Source organism: Bradyrhizobium lablabi, from assembly GCF_018129385.1.
GTDB lineage: Bacteria > Pseudomonadota > Alphaproteobacteria > Rhizobiales > Xanthobacteraceae > Bradyrhizobium > Bradyrhizobium lablabi_C.
The window spans coordinates 1-21,498 of sequence record NZ_JAFCLN010000022.1 but is presented as its reverse complement, the minus strand read 5'-3'; the positions used below and the strand labels follow the sequence as shown (position 1 = coordinate 21,498).

23 protein-coding genes, 1 tRNA gene and 1 pseudogene are annotated in these 21,498 nt (G+C 62.6%); 12 read left to right on the top strand and 13 right to left on the bottom strand.

Going from position 1 to position 21,498, the window contains the following annotated elements:
• Position 1 precedes the first annotated feature (1 nt).
• The 6 genes from JQ628_RS29420 to JQ628_RS29395 form a co-directional block, all read right to left on the bottom strand.
• The gene (locus JQ628_RS29420) at positions 2-1,546 is read right to left on the bottom strand and encodes a class I adenylate-forming enzyme family protein (RefSeq protein ID WP_212228571.1); all 1,545 of its coding nucleotides are present in this window, start codon (positions 1,544-1,546) and stop codon (positions 2-4) included.
• A 119-nt stretch (positions 1,547-1,665) separates the two neighbouring features.
• Positions 1,666-2,814: an acyl-CoA dehydrogenase family protein gene (locus tag JQ628_RS29415; RefSeq protein WP_212228569.1), complete on the bottom strand. Its 1,149-nt coding sequence runs from the start codon at positions 2,812-2,814 to the stop codon at positions 1,666-1,668.
• Between the two features lies 1 nt (position 2,815).
• The gene (locus tag JQ628_RS29410) at positions 2,816-3,919 is read right to left on the bottom strand and encodes a CaiB/BaiF CoA transferase family protein (protein WP_212228560.1); all 1,104 of its coding nucleotides are present in this window, start codon (positions 3,917-3,919) and stop codon (positions 2,816-2,818) included.
• 2 nt (positions 3,920-3,921) lie between these two features.
• The gene (locus tag JQ628_RS29405; protein ID WP_212228559.1) at positions 3,922-4,710 is read right to left on the bottom strand and encodes a citryl-CoA lyase; all 789 of its coding nucleotides are present in this window, start codon (positions 4,708-4,710) and stop codon (positions 3,922-3,924) included.
• Positions 4,711-4,735: 25 nt separating this feature from the next.
• The gene (locus JQ628_RS29400) at positions 4,736-4,948 is read right to left on the bottom strand and encodes a ferredoxin (RefSeq protein WP_212228557.1); all 213 of its coding nucleotides are present in this window, start codon (positions 4,946-4,948) and stop codon (positions 4,736-4,738) included.
• A gap of 5 nt (positions 4,949-4,953) precedes the next feature.
• The gene (locus JQ628_RS29395) at positions 4,954-6,168 is read right to left on the bottom strand and encodes a cytochrome P450 (RefSeq protein WP_212228555.1); all 1,215 of its coding nucleotides are present in this window, start codon (positions 6,166-6,168) and stop codon (positions 4,954-4,956) included.
• 173 nt (positions 6,169-6,341) lie between these two features.
• Between JQ628_RS29395 and JQ628_RS29390 the strand changes: the two genes are divergently transcribed.
• Positions 6,342-7,151, top strand: a complete 810-nt coding sequence (locus tag JQ628_RS29390) for an enoyl-CoA hydratase/isomerase family protein (protein WP_212228553.1) — start codon at positions 6,342-6,344, stop codon at positions 7,149-7,151.
• An 11-nt stretch (positions 7,152-7,162) separates the two neighbouring features.
• Here the strand turns inward: JQ628_RS29390 and JQ628_RS34995 are convergent.
• From JQ628_RS34995 to JQ628_RS29375, 3 genes and pseudogenes are all read right to left on the bottom strand, one after another.
• Positions 7,163-7,681: pseudogene (locus tag JQ628_RS34995) on the bottom strand (FAS1-like dehydratase domain-containing protein); the annotation flags it as partial.
• 16 nt (positions 7,682-7,697) lie between these two features.
• Complete coding sequence (locus JQ628_RS29380) at positions 7,698-9,104, bottom strand: sensor histidine kinase (RefSeq protein ID WP_212228549.1); 1,407 nt, start codon at positions 9,102-9,104, stop codon at positions 7,698-7,700.
• Entirely contained in the window at positions 9,101-9,781 is a 681-nt protein-coding gene (locus tag JQ628_RS29375; RefSeq protein WP_212228542.1) for a response regulator transcription factor, read from the bottom strand. Before JQ628_RS29375 ends, JQ628_RS29380 begins: the two co-directional genes overlap by 4 nt.
• 334 nt (positions 9,782-10,115) lie before the next feature.
• On the opposite strand from JQ628_RS29375, the gene JQ628_RS29370 reads away from it, so the two are divergent.
• From JQ628_RS29370 to JQ628_RS29345, 6 genes are all read left to right on the top strand, one after another.
• Positions 10,116-11,009: a MipA/OmpV family protein gene (locus JQ628_RS29370; RefSeq protein ID WP_212228540.1), complete on the top strand. Its 894-nt coding sequence runs from the start codon at positions 10,116-10,118 to the stop codon at positions 11,007-11,009.
• A gap of 6 nt (positions 11,010-11,015) precedes the next feature.
• Positions 11,016-11,753 (top strand): hypothetical protein, encoded by a 738-nt coding sequence (locus JQ628_RS29365; protein WP_212228538.1) that lies wholly within the window; start codon positions 11,016-11,018, stop codon positions 11,751-11,753.
• 304 nt (positions 11,754-12,057) lie between these two features.
• A complete protein-coding gene (locus tag JQ628_RS29360; RefSeq protein WP_212228529.1) occupies positions 12,058-12,717 on the top strand; it encodes a hypothetical protein in 660 nt (219 codons plus the stop codon).
• On the top strand, positions 12,714-12,980 hold the full coding sequence (locus JQ628_RS29355; protein ID WP_212228527.1) for an HGGxSTG domain-containing protein: 267 nt from the start codon (positions 12,714-12,716) through the stop codon (positions 12,978-12,980). The genes JQ628_RS29360 and JQ628_RS29355 overlap by 4 nt, the downstream gene beginning before the upstream one ends.
• A gap of 103 nt (positions 12,981-13,083) precedes the next feature.
• On the top strand, positions 13,084-14,052 hold the full coding sequence (locus tag JQ628_RS29350; protein WP_212228525.1) for a hypothetical protein: 969 nt from the start codon (positions 13,084-13,086) through the stop codon (positions 14,050-14,052).
• Positions 14,053-14,292: 240 nt separating this feature from the next.
• Positions 14,293-14,766 carry a hypothetical protein gene (locus JQ628_RS29345; protein WP_212228523.1) on the top strand — a complete coding sequence of 158 codons (474 nt, stop codon included), beginning with the start codon at positions 14,293-14,295 and terminating at the stop codon, positions 14,764-14,766.
• A 142-nt stretch (positions 14,767-14,908) separates the two neighbouring features.
• On the opposite strand, the gene JQ628_RS29340 is transcribed toward JQ628_RS29345, so the two are convergent.
• Together JQ628_RS29340 and JQ628_RS29335 are read right to left on the bottom strand one after the other, a co-directional pair.
• Positions 14,909-15,769 (bottom strand): ImmA/IrrE family metallo-endopeptidase, encoded by an 861-nt coding sequence (locus JQ628_RS29340; RefSeq protein WP_212228521.1) that lies wholly within the window; start codon positions 15,767-15,769, stop codon positions 14,909-14,911.
• A gap of 11 nt (positions 15,770-15,780) precedes the next feature.
• Complete coding sequence (locus tag JQ628_RS29335) at positions 15,781-16,152, bottom strand: helix-turn-helix domain-containing protein (RefSeq protein WP_212228519.1); 372 nt, start codon at positions 16,150-16,152, stop codon at positions 15,781-15,783.
• A gap of 175 nt (positions 16,153-16,327) precedes the next feature.
• On the opposite strand from JQ628_RS29335, the gene JQ628_RS29330 reads away from it, so the two are divergent.
• Genes JQ628_RS29330 through JQ628_RS29320 form a run of 3 tightly spaced genes read left to right on the top strand, consistent with a single transcriptional unit; the run spans position 16,328 to position 18,337 of the window.
• Positions 16,328-16,780, top strand: a complete 453-nt coding sequence (locus JQ628_RS29330) for a multiubiquitin domain-containing protein (RefSeq protein WP_212228517.1) — start codon at positions 16,328-16,330, stop codon at positions 16,778-16,780.
• Positions 16,740-17,921 carry a ThiF family adenylyltransferase gene (locus JQ628_RS29325; RefSeq protein ID WP_212228515.1) on the top strand — a complete coding sequence of 394 codons (1,182 nt, stop codon included), beginning with the start codon at positions 16,740-16,742 and terminating at the stop codon, positions 17,919-17,921. The genes JQ628_RS29330 and JQ628_RS29325 overlap by 41 nt, the downstream gene beginning before the upstream one ends.
• Before the next feature lie 5 nt (positions 17,922-17,926).
• Entirely contained in the window at positions 17,927-18,337 is a 411-nt protein-coding gene (locus JQ628_RS29320) for a DUF6527 family protein (RefSeq protein WP_212228513.1), read from the top strand.
• A 148-nt stretch (positions 18,338-18,485) separates the two neighbouring features.
• On the opposite strand, the gene JQ628_RS29315 is transcribed toward JQ628_RS29320, so the two are convergent.
• Both JQ628_RS29315 and JQ628_RS29310 read right to left on the bottom strand, forming a co-directional pair.
• Positions 18,486-18,560, bottom strand: a tRNA-Glu gene (locus tag JQ628_RS29315).
• Positions 18,561-18,839: 279 nt separating this feature from the next.
• On the bottom strand, positions 18,840-19,184 hold the full coding sequence (locus JQ628_RS29310) for a hypothetical protein (protein ID WP_212228511.1): 345 nt from the start codon (positions 19,182-19,184) through the stop codon (positions 18,840-18,842).
• Between the two features lie 11 nt (positions 19,185-19,195).
• On the opposite strand from JQ628_RS29310, the gene JQ628_RS29305 reads away from it, so the two are divergent.
• Together JQ628_RS29305 and rpoH are read left to right on the top strand one after the other, a co-directional pair.
• Entirely contained in the window at positions 19,196-20,206 is a 1,011-nt protein-coding gene (locus JQ628_RS29305; protein ID WP_249128579.1) for an RluA family pseudouridine synthase, read from the top strand.
• A 216-nt stretch (positions 20,207-20,422) separates the two neighbouring features.
• Complete coding sequence (rpoH, locus tag JQ628_RS29300; protein WP_212228509.1) at positions 20,423-21,319, top strand: RNA polymerase sigma factor RpoH; 897 nt, start codon at positions 20,423-20,425, stop codon at positions 21,317-21,319.
• Positions 21,320-21,498 lie beyond the last annotated feature (179 nt).

The following is a 21,498-nucleotide window of genomic DNA, read 5'->3' as shown; positions in this document are numbered from 1 at the left end:
CCTACTGAGTCCAGAACTGTTCCCTGAGTTCGCGCCGCAGCACCTTGCCCATGCTGTTGCGGGGCAAGGCGTCAAGCACGACCATCGATTTCGGATGTTTGAATTTCGCAAGCTTGCCGACACAGAAGCTGAACACCTCTTCGTCGGTGATCGCTTCGCCGTCGCGAAGCACCACGCAGGCGCGCGGCGACTCGCCCCAAGTCCGGTCCTGGACGCCGACGACGGCGACTTCGAGGATCTTTGGATGCTCCACCAGCACGCGCTCGATCTCGGCCGGATAAATGTTCTCGCCGCCACTGATGATGGTATCGCGCTTGCGGTCGAGGATATGCAGGAATCCCTGCTCGTCCATCACGCCGACATCGCCGCCGGTCTCCCATTTGCCGACGCGCATCGCGGCCGTCGCCTCGGGATTGTCGAAATAGCCCATGAAGGGCACCGGATTGATCGCATAGATCTGACCTGCCTCCCCTGGAGGCAATCGCTTGCCCTCCTCGTCCAGGATCGCGACTTCGCAACCGAAAGAGGCGCGTCCAAGCGAGCGATTGCTGGCGATAAGGTCCTCGTGACGGCAATAGGTGAGCCAGCCGCTTTCGGTCCAGCCATACGCGTCCGAGAGCCGCGCTTTCGGGAACATCTGCTCGAAGCCGTCGATCAGCGGTGTCGGCAGGCGCGCGCCCGAGCTCATGATGCCGCGCAACGCGCTGCATTCGCCGACCCGCGCCCCCTGGGCCGCCGCCTCCTGTAGCGTCGAGATCATCTTCGGCACTAGGAAACACCAGGTCACGCCGCAACGATCGATGTCATTCAGGATCTCCTCGCCTCTGAATTCGGAGCGCAGGATCACCCGCGCCCCGACGCACAGCGAGACAATCGCGACGGAGCCGAAGGATTGATGGAAGATCGGCCCGGGCACCAGCGTCACCGCGTCCTCGGTGATGCCGAACCGCCATCCCCATGAGCTGAAACGAGTGAGCATCGTCAGATGACTCATCATCGCGCCCTTGGGGAAGCCGGTGGTGCCGGACGTATAGAAGATCGCACCCGGATCGTGCGGGCGCGCACGGCTCACGATCCCGCTTGACGGCGCTGCGGCGATTAGCCGCTCGTAAGCCATGGCGTGATCTCTCGCGTTGCCGATCACCACGATCCTGCCGGATCCGAACGGAATCCTGGTTCGCAGGGCCGCGAGCAGCGGCAGGTATTCCTCGCCGATCACGAGCGCGCTCGAACGGGAATTGTTGATGAGATAGGCGAGTTCTTCCGCGGTCAGCCGGTAATTGGCGGGAACGGCCACCAGACCTGCCAGTTGCAAGCCCACATAGGTCTCGAGATATTCCGGGCTGTTGTCGGCGAACAGCACGATACGGTCGCCGGCATCGAGTCCCAAAGCGAGCATCGCCTGCGCGCAACGATTGGCGCGCTCCCAGAACTGCCCGTAGGTGCGGCTGCCGTCCTCGAACTCGATCGCCACCGCGCCGGGATTGCGGCGAACGGCAATACCGACGAGGTCGGCGAGACAAGCGACATTCGGACCGTACGACATACGAGATAAGCACCCGCTTAGTATTTAGTAAGCGACAGCTTATTCGTCGCCTGATCGAAGTCAACTGGCAGGCAGTCGCTGCACTGCATCATGCAACAGGTCCTTTCATTTTTCGCGCATCAGTATCTTGCGCTCGGAGAAAATCCGCGTGCGATGCCGCGGCGCGCCACCACGAGATGATTGAGCAGCGAAGTACCGTCGACAACGGACATCATTCGCGCGTCGTTCTGGAGCCGGTGCAAATGGTGCGTTGCCGGCAATCCCGACGAACCAAGGCAGTCGGCCGCCCATTGACACGCCTCCAGCGCGAGCTCGCCGCCGATCGCCTTGGCGCCCGACGCCAGCATGTTCGCATCGGAGCTGCCGAGGCCGGCGACGGCGCGGTAGCTCAAGAGCCTGGCCGCCTCGATCCGCGCCCACAATTCCGCATGGCCACGCTGAACGAGACTGCGTTCCGCCAGGGCGACCCCCGCAACGATGCGCTGCCGGGCATAATCGGCGGCGATATCGATCGCGGCCCGCGCGATGCCCAGCGCCTGCAAGGCGGCGAGCACGCGCGCGATCGGAAACGCCGTCTTGGCCCCGCTTGCGCCCTCGCCTTCACCGCCCAGGCGCATCTCGTCCGAGACCTCGCAATCGTTCAATTCGAGCTCGGCGAAGCTGAGATGCGTCAATCCGATCGGCTCGAGAGGACGGCGCGCGAAGCCCGCCATGTCGGGCGTAACGATGAAGCGCGTGAAATGCTCCGGCGTCTCGCCGCTCCGCGCCAACACGATGAAGAGGGAAGCCACCATGCCATGGGTAACCCAGGTCTTGCGTCCCGTGATCTTCCAGCCGCGACCATGACGTCTTGCGACGGTTTCGATGCGCGACAAATCGGAGGCGGCCTGGGTCTCGCTGATGGCGATCGCCCCGATGTCGTCGCCCGACAGCAAGCCCGGCAGAAACCGCTTGCGCTGCGCGGGCGATCCGAAATCGTGGAGATAACGCTGCACACTGTGGTTGCCGAGCAGCGGAAGGCTCGGCGACAGTCCTTCGACCAGGGCTGCGAACGCCAGCGGCGACAGGCCCTTCCCGCCGGCCGCGAGCGGCAGGATTGAACCGAGATAGCCCGACGGCTCCAGCTTGCGGAAGATCTCCCGGAGCGTCGCGAGCGGCAGCGGACCTTGCTCGCGCGCGGCATAGGGCGCGGTCACCGCCCGCGCAAAGGCAAGCAGCTCCAGCTCGCCGGCCGAAAGCTCGAACCTCGGCAGCGCCCCGGACGGCATATCAACCCTGCTCCGGCGTCATTGCGAGCGGTGGCGGCGCTTGCGGCTCGGCGCGCTGGGTGGTGGCAAACTCGAGCGGCATGCGTACCTGTAAGCTGCCGCCATCGCCGGATGGCAGATGGTAGAGCATGCCGCGCGCGTGCAGCTCCGCATCCACGGTTACTTCGGAATAGTCGCGTTCGGGTCCGCAAGGCAGTTTGGCGGCGCGCAGCAACTCGACCCATTCATGGCGGCGGCGTTTGCGCATCAAGGGATTGAGCAATTGCTCGATCAGGCCCTGCGCATCGCAGCGCTGGTCGTTGCCGGCAAAGCGCGGATCGTCGGCCAGTTCGGGCGCCCCGACCTTTTGGCACAATGCCTGCCAGTGCCGTTGATGCAGCACGGTGACCTGGATCATGCCGTCGGCCACCTCGAATTTGGGCGTGCAGGACACCACCGAATGATTGCCGTTGCGGCGGACCATTTCGGGCGCAGCGCCATACATGGTGATGTGCGGATACTGCATGTACAGGCAGACATCGGCCAGCGAAGCCTGGATGAAATCACCCTGCCCGGTGACGCGGCGGTTTTCCAATGCGGCCATCACGCCAAGCGCCGCCCAGACGCCGGTCGACACGTCGACGACGGACGGTCCGGTGCGGAAGGTCGGCCCTTCAACGGCGCCGGTTGTCGCCATCAGACCCATGGCGGCCTGGGCGAGGCCGTCGGTGCCGGCGGGCCCGCCCTGCCCGAAGCCGGTAATCTCGACACAAATCAGGCTCGGTTCATCGCGGCGCAGCGACGCCCCATCAAGACCCGCGCGCTTGAGCATGGCCGTATCGAGATTGGAGATCACGACGTCGGCCTGCAACGCCAGTTGCCGCGCCTTGGCCGCACCGGCGGGATCGGTGATGTCGATGCACACCGCCTTCTTGTTGCGGTTGGTGGACGCATAGAGCGCCGCCACGTCGCCGGCCTTCGGGCCGATGCGGCGGGTGATATCGCCCTGCGGCGGCTCGACCTTGGTAATCTCGGCGCCGAAATCGCCGAGCACCTGACCGCAGGCAGGACCGGCCACCATGTGGGTGAACTCCACGACCTTCAAGCCTTGCAGCACACCGGCCATGGTCAACCCCTGCCAAGCGGACGAAGCGGCGGCCCGTCATAGTCGACCTCGTCGTCCGGCACATGGCGCCAGCCATCCTCGCGGGTCATTTCTTCGACGGCATGAACCGCGAGTCCTGCACTGCGCGGAACGAAGGCGAGCGCCCGGACGATCTGCCAGTTGAGGCCCATGTCGAGGCCGAGCGCGGCGAGCGCGCCATCCTGGTTCATCGGCAGCGGACGTTTCTTGGCGCGGCCGAGTTCGTCCTGTACGGCAAAGGCAAGCTTCGAGTAACTGCCGGTCACTCCATTTGCGTCGGCAATGGAATAGAGCTTCGGCACCCGCGGATCGCCCTCGGGATGCAGTGCATGCCCGTATCCGGGCACCCTTTCCTTGCGCAGCGAAAAGTGCCGCACGATCTCCTGGGCGGCTTCCTCCAGCGACTGCTTGCCGGAATCGATCAGCGGGCGGTGATGAACCAGCCGCTCGGCGAGTTGCTGGCACGCGCCGCCATAGATGTCGCCAAAAGCCAGGATGCCGCCGGCCACTGCGGCCTGGATCGGCGTTCCGGATGAAGCGAGGTAGCGCGTGACGATGCTGGAAGGCACAATGCCGTGGTCGAGCACCGATACCAGCATCGCTTCCAGCGTTTTCGCGTGTCCCGGCGGCGGCAGCTCGCCGCGGGCGAGCAGCAGGAACGCCTCCGCAAACGAGACTTTGCCGACGAGTTCGCCCAGACTGTAGCCGCGGATCACCACGGACTGCTTGTCGCCATAGGTCAGCGCCGTCTTCCAGCGCCCTTTCGTGGCCATCGACGTTTCCCCTGTATCTTCTTGTTCATTGTTGCTCTTCGTAGATCAGATTGATGGCCGAAACCGGACAGAGTTCCGCCGCATCGAGCGCGGCCATTTCATCCAGCTTCCGGCCTACATAGGCAGCGTGCCCGTCGGGCTGAATTTGAAACAGGTCCGGGTTGAAGTTCACGCACATGCCCGAGCCGACGCAGAGATTGGGATCGACCTCGACCCGGATCAACTTGCGGTCATTCATCCCGTTCATCCCAGCATGAGATTGATCGGAGGGGCGATGCTGCGCCCGAGGATCCGCGGATCCCATTTGATTTCGCTCGTCAGATGCATTTTCGGGAAGCGCCGCAGCATCTCGTTGAAGGCGATCTCCATCTCCATCCGCGCCAGCGGCGCGCCGAGACAGAAATGGATACCATGGCTGAAGGAGAGATGCGGATTGGGGCTACGCGTGACGTCGAAGGTCTCGGGATCCCTGAACTTGGCCGGATCGCGGTTGGCCGCGCCCATCAGGAGCAGGATGCGATCGCCCTCGCGCACCGACTTGCCGGCAATGCTCATATCGGCGCCGGCCACCCGCATGGTGCCCTTGAGCGGGCCGTTGAAGCGCAGCCCCTCCTCGATCCCGGTCTTCATATAGGCCGGATTTTCACGAAGCAGATCGAGCTGCTCCGGCATTTTCAGCAGTGTCGTCAGCGTGTTGCAAATCAGGTCCTGCGTGGTTTCATGGCCGGCATTGACCAGCAGGATGCAGGAATGCAGGACATCATCGCGGGTTAGCGCGGAATCGTTGCGCTGCACCTCCATCAGCCAGCTCATCATGTCGTTTCGCGGCTTCCTGAGGCGCTCCTCATAAAGCCCGGCGAGATAGTCCTTGAACTCGATCAGCGCGTTCTGGGCGCGATCCATTCGCTGCTCTTCGCCGACGCCAGCGAGCAACAGAGTTGTCAAGGCGTCCGCCCAGGCATGGAAGCGGTGCACGTCCTCACGGGGGGCGCCGATGATCGAGGCAATGACGTTGGCCGGAAACGGATAGGCGAAGTCGCGGTTAAGATCGACGATGTCGCGCCCTTCCCATTCGTCGAAAAAATCCTTCACATAGCCTGCAACCACATCGCGCATTGTCGCGCTCGATTTTGGCATGAATGCGCGGGCAAAAATCCGGCGCAGATGGGTGTGATCAGGCGGATCGCGGAACACGACAAAGGAATGCAGCACCTCGTAAGTCAGCGCAAAGTGCCGTCGTTCCTCCTCCGAAAGCCGGGTCTGGAAGAACGGCGTGATGCGGTCGGCCAGCATCTGGCTGCTGTGCAGGGCGTTGTAGACGTCTTCGTAGCGGGACAGCACCCAACCGCGCCAACGCTCGTTCCAGTGACACGGATGATGCTCGCGCAACAACTGATAATAGGGCGCAGGGTTCTGGACGATTTCCGGATCAAGCAGGTCGTCATTCACCGCGGACATCAATTTCTCTCCAAGACAGGGCCCAGAGCGCATCAGCCCTTCATAAGCAGTCGCTTAGTCTTTACTAAGCGGTTGCTTATGTCTAGGATGCTTCCCTCACCTGGTCAACCCTCACTGCCGATTTCCCTGAAGGCGACAAGCCATCCGGCAAGCAAACTGACAAAGGAAACGCGATGTCCGACCTCTATGCCGGCTACCGCCGCCTTCGCTTCGACCGGCCGCACCCACGGGTGTTGCGGATCACGATCGACAATCCGGGCAAAATGAATTCGATCGACGAAGTGATGCATCCCGAAATGGTCCGCGTCTGGCACGACATCAGCGGCGACGACAGCGTCGCCTGCGTGATCCTGACCGGCGCAGGGGATGCCTTCTGCGTCGGCGGAAATTTCGATATGGTGCAGGAGATGGTGGACAATTTCGACGTGCGCATGAAGAACCTGCGCGAAGCACGTGACGTCGTCTACAACATGATCAATTGCACCAAGCCGATCATTAGCGCGGTCCGTGGACCCGCTGTCGGCGGCGGGCTGGTCTGCGCCCTGCTGGCGGACATTTCAATCGTTGCCAGGACCGCCAAGCTGATCGACGGCCACACCCGCATCGGGCTTGCCTGCGGCGACCATGCGGCGATCATCTGGCCGATCCTGTGCGGCATGGCGCGCGCCAAATATCATCTGTTGATGTGCAACACCATCACCGGCGAGGAGGCGGAACGCATCGGACTGGTTTCGCTTGCCGTCGATGATGCCGAGCTTGATGCGAAGGCCTTGCAAGTCGCGACGCAGCTCGCGGAGGGACCGCCCACCGCGATCCGCCTGACCAAGTACACCATGAACCACTGGCTGCGCATGGCCGGTCCGATCTTCGATGCTTCGCTCGCGTTCGAATTCCATGCCTTCACCGGTCCCGAGCTGAGGGAAGGAATTGCCGCGGTGAAGGAAAGACGCAAGCCGGTATTTCCGACCCATAGCGCGTTTTGAACGCGGTAGATTCAAGGCCGACGCGCCAAGCGATTGCCGCCGGAACCGAAAACGAATCCCGGTCCGGAGGCCGCTCGCCAGCTCCCTCGAATTATCGAGCCCTTGCAAGGAGACATCGGCCGTGGTCGAGAACGACGACGTCGCGCACGGGACCCGGCACCTGAACGAGACGATGTCGCCGTCACGCCAAATGTCGGTCGCGATCTCATCTGCTGATGAGGCTCAGGGCCGGACCCTTGCGGTCCGCCAAACCCGCCGTCGCCGCGCGCCACAATCGCCATGACGAAGGTAAAGAGCGGCGCGCCATCGGCCGCCGATCGCGCGGTGGTCTCGCGCAATATCACGGCGCCCTTGCCGGCACCCTTGTCGTACACGGCGGCGATGCGCGAGTTCGCCAGCAATTCAGCGGCCACCTGCAGTTGACGATGCAGGACCAGCCGCTGTTCACCATGGAGGATTCTTGCGAAATCGACGCCCGTCCTGCGAATGATCCCGATCGAAGCAAGATGCAGTCCGGCACCCTCCAAGACGAATGGAAATTTTTCCTCACGACAAGGATTCTTTCAAATGTGCGACGACATGTTGGACGTTTTTGTTGGACGAATTTGGCGCGTGTGCTGACGTGTCTTGGTGCTCTGAGCAGGGAAAGCGCAAATACATCGTCGTTCCCTGCCCGGCGCGCGAGTTGATGACGAGCTCTCCGCCATGAGCGGCCATGATCTCCCTAACGATCGAAAGCCCGAGGCCAGCGCCTGCGCTTGCGCCGTTACCGGTCTGAAAAGGCTCGATGAGCTTGTGCTCGGCGCCAGATGGGAATCCCGCGCCGTCGTCATGGATGGAAACGCCGCCGCGGCTTAGAGTGGCCGTGACGCGTTGCGCGCCGCGCGCATGGATCAACGCGTTGCCGACAAGATTAGCGAGTGCGCTGCGAATGGCGGCCTCGACCCCCTGGACGATGAAGGGGCCGTCCTCGGCCTGCTCCAGCGCAAGTTCGATGTCGGAATCCAGAGCCGAGGGACTGAAATCCGCAAGCGTTTCCAGCACCACGACGGAGAGGTCGATTGGACGCTTCTCGATGACGTGATTTTGCAGGCGCGCGAGGTCCAACATGGCCGAGACGAGCGAAGTCAGGCGGCGCACGTCGCTCACGAGCGCCGCCTTCAAAGATGGTTCGGGTACCTCTTCGATCTTTGCGCGTAACAGCGTCAGCGGCGTTCGCAGTTGGTGGGCGGCATTGCCCAGGAACCGGCGCTGCATCTTGATATAGGCGTCGATCTCGCTGAAAGCGCGGTTCAGCGCTTCGACCAGCGGTTTCAACTCACGCGGCACTTGAGACAACGAAATCAAACCTTGCGGCGCCGCCGGATCAATGGCGAGCGCCAGCCGCGTCACGCGTTCGATGCTGCGTGAAACGAAGCGGGCAGCCAGCATTGCACCGATTCCGACGATCGTCGCGAATCCCAGCGCAAGCAGTGCGAAGGGAAAGACATTGCGGGAAATGAAGGTCGCTATCTCCTGGCCAAAGCGGGGCTGAGGGTCTGCGATCATCATCGTCAGTTGCAACGCTCCCCTTTGCACGACCGAGAGGCAGACGGTTCTGTTCCTGTCCAGCGTGTTGAACGCGGCAAAGCCGGCGGGTCCGGTGTAGGGGAACGCGAAGGGGAGAGTCGGTCTGCGTTCGGGGCCGAACTCGTCGACCAGATCGCCGGCGGACACGACGTACCAAAGTTGCGGGCTGCCCGATTTCAACTCCTCCAGAGCGCTGGTCGGGCGGATGGTCAGAGTGCGGCCATTGACCACAGTGGCGCGACCGAGGATGGCTGCCGCGACATGGCAAGAGGCGTCACGAGCATGCGTGTAATACCTCCAGACGACGATACCGAGCAGGATAAGGAAGATGGCTGTCGCCACAATGCCGAGCGATACCGCGAAAGTCCGGGCGATCGAGGTCATCGACGCTTTGCCATACGCAGGATGTAGCCGATGCCTCGCATGCTCCGGATTTCGATGTCGCTGCCGAGTTCGGTCAGCTTCCTCCGCAATCTGGACACCTGGGCCTCGAGCGTGTTGGACTCGATCTCGTCGTCGAAGCCGTATATCTGCTCGATCAGCGCGTCGCGCGTGACGATACGGTCCCGGCGCATCAGGAGCGCGGCAAGGATCAAGGCCTCGCGGCGCCGCAGCAGGACGCGGTCGTCCGCGACGATGGCTTCACTGCTGCTGAGATGAAGTTCGACATTGCCAAAGGAAAGCACCGGCGGCGCGAGCTGACGGGGACGCCGCAACACGGCGCGTACCCGGGCGATCAACTCCTGCGGCTCGAACGGCTTGCCCAAATAGTCGTCCGCGCCGCCATTAAGACCGTCCACGACGTCTTCCTTGGCGTCCTTTGCCGTCAGCACGATGATGGCCGGCCGTTCGGGCAGTTGCCCTAACGCCGCAACGATCTCCAGGGCGTCGCCATCGGGGAGCATCCGGTCAACAATGGCCAGATCATATTTGAAGCCGTCGAGCGCCTGCCTGGCGTCCGCAATCGAACCGACGACATCAACGATGCCATGTAATGGATTGAGCAACCGGCTGATGTAGCGGCCGATCTCCGGTTCATCTTCGATCACGAGGGAGCGCACGCCGCTGGTCCTTTGCAATTGCGGAGCGATTGACCTGGATCGAAACACTCCCCGGCCGAATTATAGCGTCTCGGCTCGCGCACGGCCTCCTTTAAGGCAAGCCAGGTGGGCAAATCCAAGGCCGCACCGATATCGACGAGCAAAATTAGCGCGCGGGCAGTCTCGGGCAATGTTCGGGCAATGTTGGTCGCGACGGCCGAAGATCCCATTCATGAGAGGGAGTCGATGGCCGCGGGGATCGGCGGGCAATCTTCGGGCAACGTTGCCGAAACATACGGTGTGCACGAACCACACCAGCCGACCTGCCGGGACATCGGAGGTCAGGGGCCAGTAAATGAAAGATCTCGACGAAGCCGCACTCCGCCAAGTGGGCGGTGTGCAACCGCGGCTGCTGACCGCTTCCATCGCTGTCCTTGGCTCCATCGTGGCAAGCTTTCAACCGGCGAAAGCTCAGACTGCTTTCACGCTTCCGGCGCCGCCCTTTGAAGTGCCCGGATTGCCGTCCGCGTCCGGCAACTGGACGGCTACAATCGGTATCGGCGGAGACTATAGGCCAGACTACCCGGGATCGAAGAACTGGATGCTCAGTCCCGTGCCGATCTTTTCCATTCGCCGCGCCGGGATGGTGAAGGAGTTTCGCGGCCCGCGCGATAGTCCGAGCATTGCACTGATCGACTTTGGTGATCTCCGCGCCGGTCCCGCCGTCAAGTACGTGAAGGAACGAAAGAGCAGCGACCATTCCGAGCTGAACGGCTTGGCCGACGTGAAGGCGGCCTTCGAGTTCGGCGGGTTCGTCGAATATTATGCGGTCGACTGGCTTCGCCTGCGCAGCGAACTGCGCCAAGGTGTAGGCGGCCACAAGGGGACGGTAGCTGACTTCTCCTCCGATTTCATCGTGCCGCTGATTGACCGGCTCACCATCTCGGCGGGGCCACGCTTCACGTGGAAGAGCGCGAAAGCGATCGCACCCTATTTCGATGTCGATGCCGCGCAATCACTGGCTTCGGGCCTGCCGGCATTTGACGCCAAAGGAGGCGCTTACTCCGTCGGATTCGGCGCCCAGGTTTCTTACCGAATCAATCCGCAATGGGAAGTGCACGCCTATGTCGAGTACGAGAAGCTGCTTGGGGACGCAGCCAACAGTCCGATCGTGAAGCTCCGCGGTACGCCAAACCAGACCACCATCGGCCTTGGCGCATCCTACTCGTTCGATTTCAAGATCCGATAGACAAACATGCGCAAGATCACTCTATGTGTTGGCCTTGCCATCGCATCTGCGTCACTGAGCGCTGCCGCGGCCTTTGAGACACGCGCAACGCGGCTGCAAGCGATCAAGACGGTTGGGATTATCTCGGCGATGGGCGACGAGATAAGCATGACACGCGCCGGGCTTACGCCATTGAACAACCGCATCGAGAGCGTGCCGGTGCAATCCTGGAAGCTCGACGACTTGATCGTCCAGCAGGCCACCGCCTTGATGAGCCGACGCTTTCAGGTGCAGACGGTGGGCTATCCCCGTGGGGCGTTTGCAGCCGTCAAGGAGTCGGCGATTGGTCCCGTCAATCTCGCCCGTGGGGACCCGTTCAAAGTTCTGGTTCGCAGGAATGTCCTGCCGCAGGGGCTCGATGCTTACATCGTGATTACGCGTGCGAAATCGACACTCGGCACCGGTCGGAAGGTCGAGGGGCTTGGCTTTGCCCAGTACCGCACGTTGCTCGCATCCTATGGCATCGTCCATGCGCTTTACGAGGTCCGCGTCATCGATGGCAAGACCTTCGACGTGATCGACAAAAGAGCGGCTTCTCCGCTCGGTAATACCGAGATGATCAGGCTTGCCGGCCCAAGCCGGACGGTCGAGGGGACGTTTGAGGGCGCGGATTCAGGCGAGCAACTGCGGGCTGCGATCGTTGACCTCCTGACACGAAGTCTTTCGGTCACGCTCACCGACATGCATCTGGCGGGCGCGCCGTAGTCAAACCGCCGCAGTGCGCTTCCGACATGCCCGATTCCAAAATATCGAAAACAACCCCATGCACAGTAGCCGGCGGCCGGCGCGGATGCTCGAAAGCGGGTTGACACGCCGGGCAAATCACGGGTATTTTTCTATTATTCCGAAATGCTGCAACCTGTCGCACCTGCAATAGCGGGCGCGCCGGCTGCTATGCGGCCGGAAAATCCTCCACACCATTGAACTTGCACCGCCTCGCCACGGCGAACGATCGCTGCGCGTGGCCTAACTGCGTGCGCTCGACGCGCGCGTGCCAGGGAATCCCGACATGAACGCTGCTCCTGATCTCGCCATGCCCAACGTCGCCGCCACCGACCCGGCCAAACCTGCCGCCTGCCCGCGCATAAAACTCTCGCCGCACGGGTTCTCCATCGACCATCCCGATCCGGAGCTCGGCGAACAGTTGATGGCGAGCGCGCTGGGGGTCACCGAGCGCGAAGCGATGGACGGCATCCTCCGGCAATTGGTGCGGGCCAGCGTGAGCGGCGACAGTGCCGACGAGGTCAACCTCTCCTTCATGATTTCGATGGTGAAGAGCCTTCGCCCGCGGGATTCCGTCGAGGCCATGCTGGTGGCGCAAATGGTTTCGGTTCATGTGATGGCGATGCGATGCGCCGAGCACCTCGCGAGCGCTGATGACCTCGCCCAGCACGACAGCGCCGCGCGCGCCCTGGGCCGGCTCGCCCGCACGTTCCCCGCCCAGATCGACGCGCTCAACCGCTACCGCAGCCATGGCGAGCCCGCCATCACCGTGCAGAACGTGAAGGTGGAAGACGGCGGCAACGCCATCGTCGGCAACGTCACGCAGCATGCGAGCGTGGTTGTTTCGGAGAAGAAGCGGGCAGCGGCGGCGCGGAAGAGGGCAAACGCGTCGGGCTCCACGCGAAGGCCGGATTCCGGAGATACCGAGCAGGAAGCACAAGCATGAGCGATCACGCTCGCAACACCGGCCCGATGCTGGCGAGCCGGCGTTGTGGCGCCAAGACCCGCTCCGGCGGTTCGTGCCGAAGGCCGGCGGGACGTGGCAAGAGGCGCTGCCACATGCACGGCGGCGCACGGGGATCCGGCGCGCCAAGGGCAAACCGGAACGCGCGCAAGCACGGGCGGTTCACCAAGGATGCGATCGCCGAGCGAAGGCGGATTCAGGCGCTGTTGGGTGAAGCGCGGAGGTTGCTGGAAGAGATGAAGTGAGACGACCTCGCCTGTGCTTCCGACTTGCCGCTTGGTCATGGGCGAACCCTGAGGTATCGCTATGACAAACAGGGTTTGAGGTGTTCCGTTGCTGCTCTCAGGAATGCACCTTATCAAGCGCCCTTGTCTCATCGGCGCGATGGCCGTTTGGGGGACGACTGTGTCGCTTGCGCAGGAGCAAGCGCCCGACATTCCGGCTTGGCTGCGGAGCCATATTGGCGACGGCGAAGGCCAGATCGCCCGGGTGGTGTTGCAGCGGGCGCGCGCGCTCTATCTGAAGAAGGTGACCGCGGGCGTCGTCAAAAATCCCTGCTACTTCGCCATGGACGCGACGCGCCCCCACCGTGGCGGATTGGGCAAGCGGTTTTACACGATCTGCGAAGCCGACCGGACGTTTCGCGCCGCTGGCACGGGTCACGGCAGCGGCCGCAACGTCAAGGGTGTCGCGAACTTCGGAAACGGAAAGGAATGCGTGAAGAATTTCGGCAATGCGCTGGATTCGTATCTGACGACCGGCGGCGCCTATGTGACGGCCGAAACGAGGACTTTGTTCAAGGGCTATTATCGCGCCTCGGCGAAACAGGAAGCCGTGCTGGTGCGCTCATTCGTTCAGTTCGACGGCGAGGGAGAGACCGCCAACGCCAGGGAGCGCGATATCGGCGGGCATGCGGCCGTCCTGCTGAGACAGATACGTTATCGATGGATGCCGAAGAGTCCCTACGCGAATGAAAACGGGTGTGTTCCGGTCGGCACGCTCGAGGACTACGCCGGCGGACGCAGCAACGGGTGCACGAGCTGGTCGCGACCCGATGCAGACAAGATCATTCCGCTGCTGAAGGATCCGACGACGGTCTACATCTACCCTGAATCGAAGGACATCAAGGCGGTTGCGCAAGCCGTCTCGGCGCGCCGGCCGAGTTCGTCCGACAGCCCCTATTGGAACGCCGTTTGCCTGAAGCAAATCGGAGCGCCGAAATTCTGGTCAAGAGAGACGCTTGGACCGCTGCTCGCGCGATTCCATAAGGAGCCGGACCCGGCCGCCGTCATCCGTCCGGCGACGTGCAAGAAATAGATTCTAGATCCCGCTGAGGCAACGCGTCCCGCTCGTCGGCTGTGCGCAAGCGAGACGCGCTGCCGCGTGCACGGCGGGGCACAGAAATTCGGCGCACCAATGCGCACAAGCATGGGCTGTACGGGGATGCGGTCGAAGTGCAGAGGCGGGTCTAGGCGTCAATAGGAGAAGCGCGGAAGCTACTAAGAGAGAAAAATTGAATCGTACCATTCGGTAACCACCCAACGGAGCTAGATATAGATGTCCCTAACTGAAAATCAGATCAAACACATGATTGACCGCTTCCTCGGCTGGAAGCTGCCCGGAAACTTTAACCCAGACGGCGGCATCAGCTTTAAGAAGACTTTCAACGAGCGCACAGCCCACCCGATGAAGCATGAACCGTCTGGCACCAACCTCTTTGATGCCAGCCAGGTTGACGGCATGGTGCGGCACATGATCGAGGAAATGCCTCTGAAAGCAGACTTTCAATGGCTTATTGAAGCTCCCGGAGCGCGCTATCTCGCAGTCCAGCGGGGCGCGGATTTTGAGTGGACTGCCGATCAAAACAAGGCGCTTGCCTTCCGTTCTAAAGAGCAAGCTGACGCCCTCATGATGGCCGTCCGCCAAATGGATCGCGCGATGGAGCCACATCCGCGCAGTTCCTTCGTTGCACTATTCGGCTTTGAAGGGACCCTCGGCAACGCGAGGGTCGTCGAACGTGACTGGATATAGTGGCTGCGGGCCATAGCTAGATAATGTTGAGCCTCCTGATCAAGTCCGAAGAACCCTCGGAGTAGTTACAGTCGCCCGGAGCGACTTTCGCGCAACGCCATGCGGCTCGAAGTTAACCCAGACGCCGCGTAGAGCCGTCGTCCTACTTGCGTTTGTTTCGCCCGGGCCAAGGAAGCACACCGTCGAGCTCCCGCAACCGATAGGCGTCCTCGTCCCAATGTTTTCGTTCGGACGGCGGCGCCAATTCCTCCTCGTCGAACCACAGCAAGGTCAGCGTCTGGTCCCATGGTCCCAGATGCCGGGTGTCCTCAATGAGCACCCCGTCGCGTTCCCAGTCCTCGAACCACTGGTCCGGCTCGGCTTCCTCGGGGCTGGAGGGCCTCTCGCCAGCGCGAACGCGCGCGCTGTAGGAATCGGACGGCAGAGACGAGCCCGGTCTGATCCAGCCCTTGGCCTGGCGAAGACCTGCCGACCGGGCGCTGTAACGGATCTTGCCGCCTTCCGAGACGACGAACGCACACAATTCGCGCGAGAACGTCGCGAACCGCGAGCCGGTGGAAAGCAGCGACGCGTCGAACTCGTCGGCCAATTCGCCGATCGAGGCCAGCCCGATGTCGGCGCTGTCGACCCGAGGTTTGAACAACTGATAGGGCAGCAGCAGCTCGGCGGCGAAGACGTCGCAGGCGATCTCGCCCGGCGGCCGGCGAGCATAGCTCCAGCTCGGAGTCGAGTGATCCGCCTCGATTCCGAGGGCGACGTGGGCCACTTCATGGCAGACGCTGAAGCGCCGGCGCCTCGGGTTCTGCGCGCAGTTCACGCAGATGCGGTACTTGCCGCCGGTGTCGCGGAAGGACCACGCATCCTCGTTCTCCCCCAACGCCTCTTCGACTACCGTCCCGCCGATCTGCGCCGCATACGCTTGGACCGAGACGGGCAAGGCGGGCGGCCCGCAGAGCTTGATGAACTCCCGCGCCTTCGTTGCGATATCGAGTTCATCGAACATAGGCCGTGCCCCTATTTCATGAATTTCCGGATGCGGGCGAGCGAGGTCGCATAATCGGGTCGCGCTCCGCGGTTCACCACCGTCGTCAACATGTGAAATTCGTCAAATACGACGTTCGGATCCTCACGGACGAAATCGACAAGCTTGATGTCGATGTTGCCGTGTTCGACCAGGAAGCGCAGGATCTCGGCATCGCGCTTGGACGGCGCGAGCGCCGACACAAGTTTGTCGACCACCTCCTCGGAAGGGGATTCCTTAACCCCAGCTTCCAGGCGGTGGATGTAGGCGTGGTCGACGCCGCTGCGATCGGCGAGTTCCCGCAGGCTCAAGCTGCGGCGATTGCGCAAATTCTTCAACCAAGTCCCTAGCGCCGTTTCCGGCATCGTCCCTCCTCGCCAAAATTTTGCCGTTTTTTACATGTTGTCTAGCTGGACAACACGCCCTCTCCGGCAGCGTGCCGGACGGGGCGTTTTTCGGGGCCAACTGTTGTCTGGCTAGACACCAGCCTACACCGGCTCGGGAAAAACGCAAGCGCCGAAGCGCGGAAAGGTACTGGATATGTCTGTCGAGGTCGCAGCGCACCGGGTGCGCATTCACATCAACCGGGAGGCCTACGAATCGCCGAACCCGACCACCGGCGAGGCCCTTTATGGCCTGGCGGGAATTCCGGCGCATCAGCGCCTCTACCGCGAGGTCGACGGCGACAAGGAAGACAAGCCGGTGCCGCGCGACGGCGAGCGCATCCGTCTGAAGGAAGACGAGCACTTCTACAGCCAGAAGGTGATCGAGATCTTCGTGAACACTGACGAGCACCAGATCGAAAAGAAGCACATCACCTACGCTCAGGTCGTCGATCTCTATCTCGGCAGCGGCGGCAGCCCGTCGAACGAATACCTAGTCAAGTATTCGCACGGTCCGGCGGAAAACCCGAACGGCACTTTGGCTCCCGGAGAGAAGGTGAAGGTGAAGGATGGCATGCGCTTTAGGGTTGCCGGAACTGGCGAATCATAACCCCTTCATCAGGGATCTCGAGGAGCTCGGCTACCACCTCGACTTCGTCGGGGGCTACTTCGTCATCTACGGCCTGCCGTATCTCGACGATCACGGCGCGCTCAAGCATGGAGATTGGGCTAGCCCTCTCGACCTCAACGGGGCCGTGATCGACAAGCCCTCCAATCACCAGGCATGGTGGCGAGGCACCCGGCCGTTCGACCAGCAGAAACGGCAACTCAGGCTCGGCGGCGGAGCGCATCAGGTGACCATCGCCCCGGATCTGGTCACCGATCAGTCGTTCTCGTTCAAGCTGCAGGAGAACGGCGCGAACCGCGACTACCGCTCGTTCGAGGAGAAGGTGCAGACCTATCTCGATGCGATCACGGCGCCTGCGATGGCGGCGTACCCGGACGCGACGCCGTTCGGCGGCATAGCGGTGAAGGCCGCGGCCCAAGGCAGTCCGCTGCGGTTTCCCGACATGATGTCCTCGAGGTATCACATGAACGACGTCTCCTCGCTGCTTCGCGGCAAGCGCATCGCCATCGTCGGCTTGGGCGGGACCGGTTCGTACATCCTCGATTTCGTTGCGCGGACCCATGTCGATCTCATCGCGCTCTTCGACGACGACAAGGTGCACGTCCACACGATCTTCCGGATCCCGGGGTTCATTCCCGATGCGATCGGAGGCTTCAAGGTGGATGCGCTGGCGCGTCAGTATGGCAACTGGCATTCGGGCCTGGAGCCGGTGCCCGAGCGCATCACTTCGGCGAACATCGACCGCCTGGCCGGCTTCGAGTTCGTCTTCGTCTCGGTCGACGACGGCCCGGCCCGCAAGCTGATCGTCGATTGGCTGAGCGCGCGAGGAATTCCCTACATCGACTGCGGGATGGGGCTGGACAGGTCCCTGGTGGGACTGAGCGGTTTCGTCCGCGTCACCGGCACCGACCGCAAGGCGTACGACAACAACGTCGGCAGCGCGCGGTTGCCCGTCGAGAACGCCAAGGAAAACGAGTATCGCAAGCAGGCGCAGATCACGGAGTTGAACGCGCTAAACGCGGTCATGGCCGTGATCAGGTTTAAGCAGCATTTCAAACTGCTCGATCGTCTGGACGAGGCAACGTCGTACATCTTCGATACGGCGACGATGGAGATGGAATAGGACGCATGGTGAGCTTCATGTATCGGGCCGTCGAACGCCTGCCCAAGCAACTCGAACAGGGAGTCCTCTACCACTCCCCGGAATTCGACGTCGCTGCGCTTTCCTGCGCCTGCGGCTGCGGACATCGCGTTATGCTCTTGGTGCCTGACAGTCACCAGGTGTCGCAGCAGAACGGTTTCGCGACCGTGCGGCCGTCGATCTCGGTCTGCGACGCACCTTGCAAGTCCCACTACATCATCACGTCCGGCCGAGTGCAGTGGCTCGCCGCGTTCTCGGACGCCATGGCCTCGTCAACGATGCGCAGGCAGATCGCTCGGCATGTCGAGCGCGAAGCCAAGCTGCAGACATGGACAAGCTGGATCCGCATTGTCGTCGCAAGGGCGTTCGGACGGCTCAAGCAGATGTTGCGAAAGTGAATCGGTGGGCGCGACCGCGATCGTGCGCTTGCCTGGAGACGGGCACCCGCGCCCCCCTGACTCGGCATGCCAGCCTGACAGCAGCACCATCCGAGAAGCATCGCTTGATTCGGAACGGCGACGGCATCGCGTTTGTCGTTGATTTTTTTGGCGCTCCCTAGGGGAATCGAACCCCTGTTTCAGCCTTGAGAGGGCCGCGTCCTAACCGCTAGACGAAGGGAGCGTACGGAAGAGGGAATAGCCGCGAAATGGGCCGTTCGCAAGGCCGGGGCAATCGCATTTGGTCAGACTTGGCGATTGTGGCCATCCTTCGAGACGCCCGCCTTTGGCGGGCTCCTCAGGATGAGGTCCTGATTTGCGGCTCCGCCGTCATTCCGGGATGGTCCGACGGACCAGACCTCAGGTGCGCATTGCGCACCGGGGAATCTCGAGATTCCGGGTTCGATGCTTCGCATCGCCCCGGAATGACGCGAAGCTGCTCTTACCCCCAGCGCCCGCGGCGCTACGGCTCGCTGGCAAACCTCAGCGTACCTGCCGGCCGCAGGGTCTTCGCGTCGAAGGTCCGGATCTCCGTCGCCCCGCCGACGTCCAGCGTCACCACCAGCCGCTCGCCGGCGACCGCGGTGGAGAGGATTTTGGCGCCCTTCGGCAGCGTGGCGGTGACCTCAGTGGTGGCGGCCGCGGTCGTGACGCTTCCATCCGACTTGAAAAGGCGGTAGCCGATGGCGACGAGCACGGCGCCGATGGCAACCGCCGTGGTCAGGCTCGCGATCAGCATCATCCGCCGCACCCGCGCAAACAAGGCGGCCTGTTCGGGGGTCTGCTCGGGAATGGCGTCTTCGGTCATAAGGTTTTTCTTTGCAGCAAGAATCTAGCGGTGGCGAGAGGCTGGAAGTCACGGTCGGCGGCGACGAAGGTGCTGCCCGGCTCGACCGCGTGCTGGCGGTGCGCTGCCCGGCGCTGTCGCGCTCGCGGCTGAAAGCGCTGATCCTGGCCGGTTCCGTCACCGTCAGGGACGCCGTCGTCCGCGACCCCGCTTATCATGTCAGAAACGGCGATACGATCACAATCGACGTGCCGGAAGCAGCCCCCGCCGAGCCCGCGGGCGAGGATATCGCGCTCGATATCGTCTATGAGGACGACGACATCATCGTCATCGACAAGCCGAAGGGGCTGGTGGTGCATCCCGCGGCGGGCCACGAGACGGGGACTTTGGTAAACGCGCTGATCGCCCATTGCGGGGCCAGCCTTTCCGGCATCGGCGGCGTGAAGCGTCCCGGCATCGTGCACCGGCTGGACAAGGACACGACCGGGTTGATGGTGGTCGCCAAGAACGACGGGGCGCATCAGTCGCTGTCGGCGCAGTTTGCCGATCACGGCCGCACGGGCGAGATGCGGCGCGGCTACCTTGCCTTTGCCTGGGGCGTGCCGAACCGCCAGCGCGGCACGATCGAGGCGCCGATCGACCGCCATCCGCATGCCCGCGAAAAAATGGCGGTGCGCGACGGCGGCCGCGAAGCCGTGACCCACTGGGAAGTGGAGGAGACGTTTGCTGCCCGCGACGGCAAGCCGGTGGCCTCGCTGCTCGCCTGCCAGCTCGAGACCGGGCGCACGCATCAGATCAGGGTGCACCTCGCCCATATCGGACATCCATTATTGGGGGATTCCGTCTACGGCCCCCACTTCAAGACCAAGGCCAGCCACCTCGCCCCCAGGAGCCGGGCGGCGTTAACCAACCTCGACCGGCAGGCGTTACACGCCTACCTCCTGGCCCTGGAGCACCCGCGGACGGGAGAGATTTTGCATTGGGAGAGCCCGCTGCCGGAGGACCTCGTTCTCCTGCAAAATGCCCTGCGGGCGGCGCTATGACGCAGGCTTTTCGGAAAAGCACTATCATTACAAAAAGTTATACCAGCCACACGGGGAGTTGACGTCAGTAATCCTTCCCTATTGGACCCCTGATCGTGTATGTTGCGGGTGCGTTGAATATCCAACGCGGAACATCGCAGAGCGTCCGGCTTTGACAAAGCGGCCGCCTGCCGGGCCCGCCGCTATCGGGGGCCTGAACCACTGGAGGGCGCACGAATGGCCCGTACAGCTACGTTGCCGGTTCTCAATGGAGAATCCGGCCTCTCAAGATACCTCGCCGAGATCCGCAAGTTCCCCATGCTGGAACCCCAGCAGGAGTACATGCTCGCCAAGCGTTGGCGCGAGCACGATGATCGCGACGCGGCGCATAAACTCGTCACCAGCCACCTCAGGCTCGTGGCCAAGATCGCCATGGGCTATCGCGGCTACGGATTGCCGATTTCCGAGGTCGTCTCGGAAGGCAATGTCGGCCTGATGCAGGCGGTGAAGCGATTCGAACCCGACAAGGGGTTCCGTCTCGCCACCTACGCCATGTGGTGGATCAAGGCGTCGATTCAAGAGTACATCCTGCGTTCCTGGTCGCTTGTGAAGATGGGCACCACGGCGAACCAGAAGAAGCTGTTCTTCAACCTGCGCAAGGCGAAGAGCAAGATCAACGCGCTGGACGAGGGTGATCTGCGCCCCGACCAGGTGGCGATCATTGCCAAGCGGCTCGGTGTGACTACCCAGGACGTGATCGACATGAACCGCCGTCTCGGCGGCGATGCGTCGCTCAACGCGCCGATCCGCGACGACGGTGAAGCCGGCGAATGGCAGGACTGGCTGGTCGATAACTCGCCCAACCAGGAAGCCATCATGGCCGAGCACGAGGAGTTCGATCACCGCCGGCAGGCGCTCAACGGCGCCATCGGCGTGCTCAACCCGCGTGAACGCCGCATCTTCGAGGCGCGCCGGCTCGCTGAAGAGCCGATGACGCTGGAAGACCTCGCCGCCGAATTCGGCGTGTCGCGCGAGCGCGTGCGGCAGATCGAAGTCCGCGCCTTCGAAAAGGTGCAGTCGGCGGTCAAGGGCACCATCGCGAAGCAGGAAGCGGCACTCGAAGCCGCGCACTGATACAAATTTACAGGCGGATCGAAACGAAAGCCGGCGGCAACGCCGGCTTTTTGTTTTTGGGGGTTTCGTGTGAGCTGGGCTCTCCCAACAACCACCGCCGTCGTCCCTGCGAACGTGTTCGGTCCCGTGGGATTGGCAAGAGCCTGGATGGGAGCTTGGTAGCCGAGGCATTTGAGGCG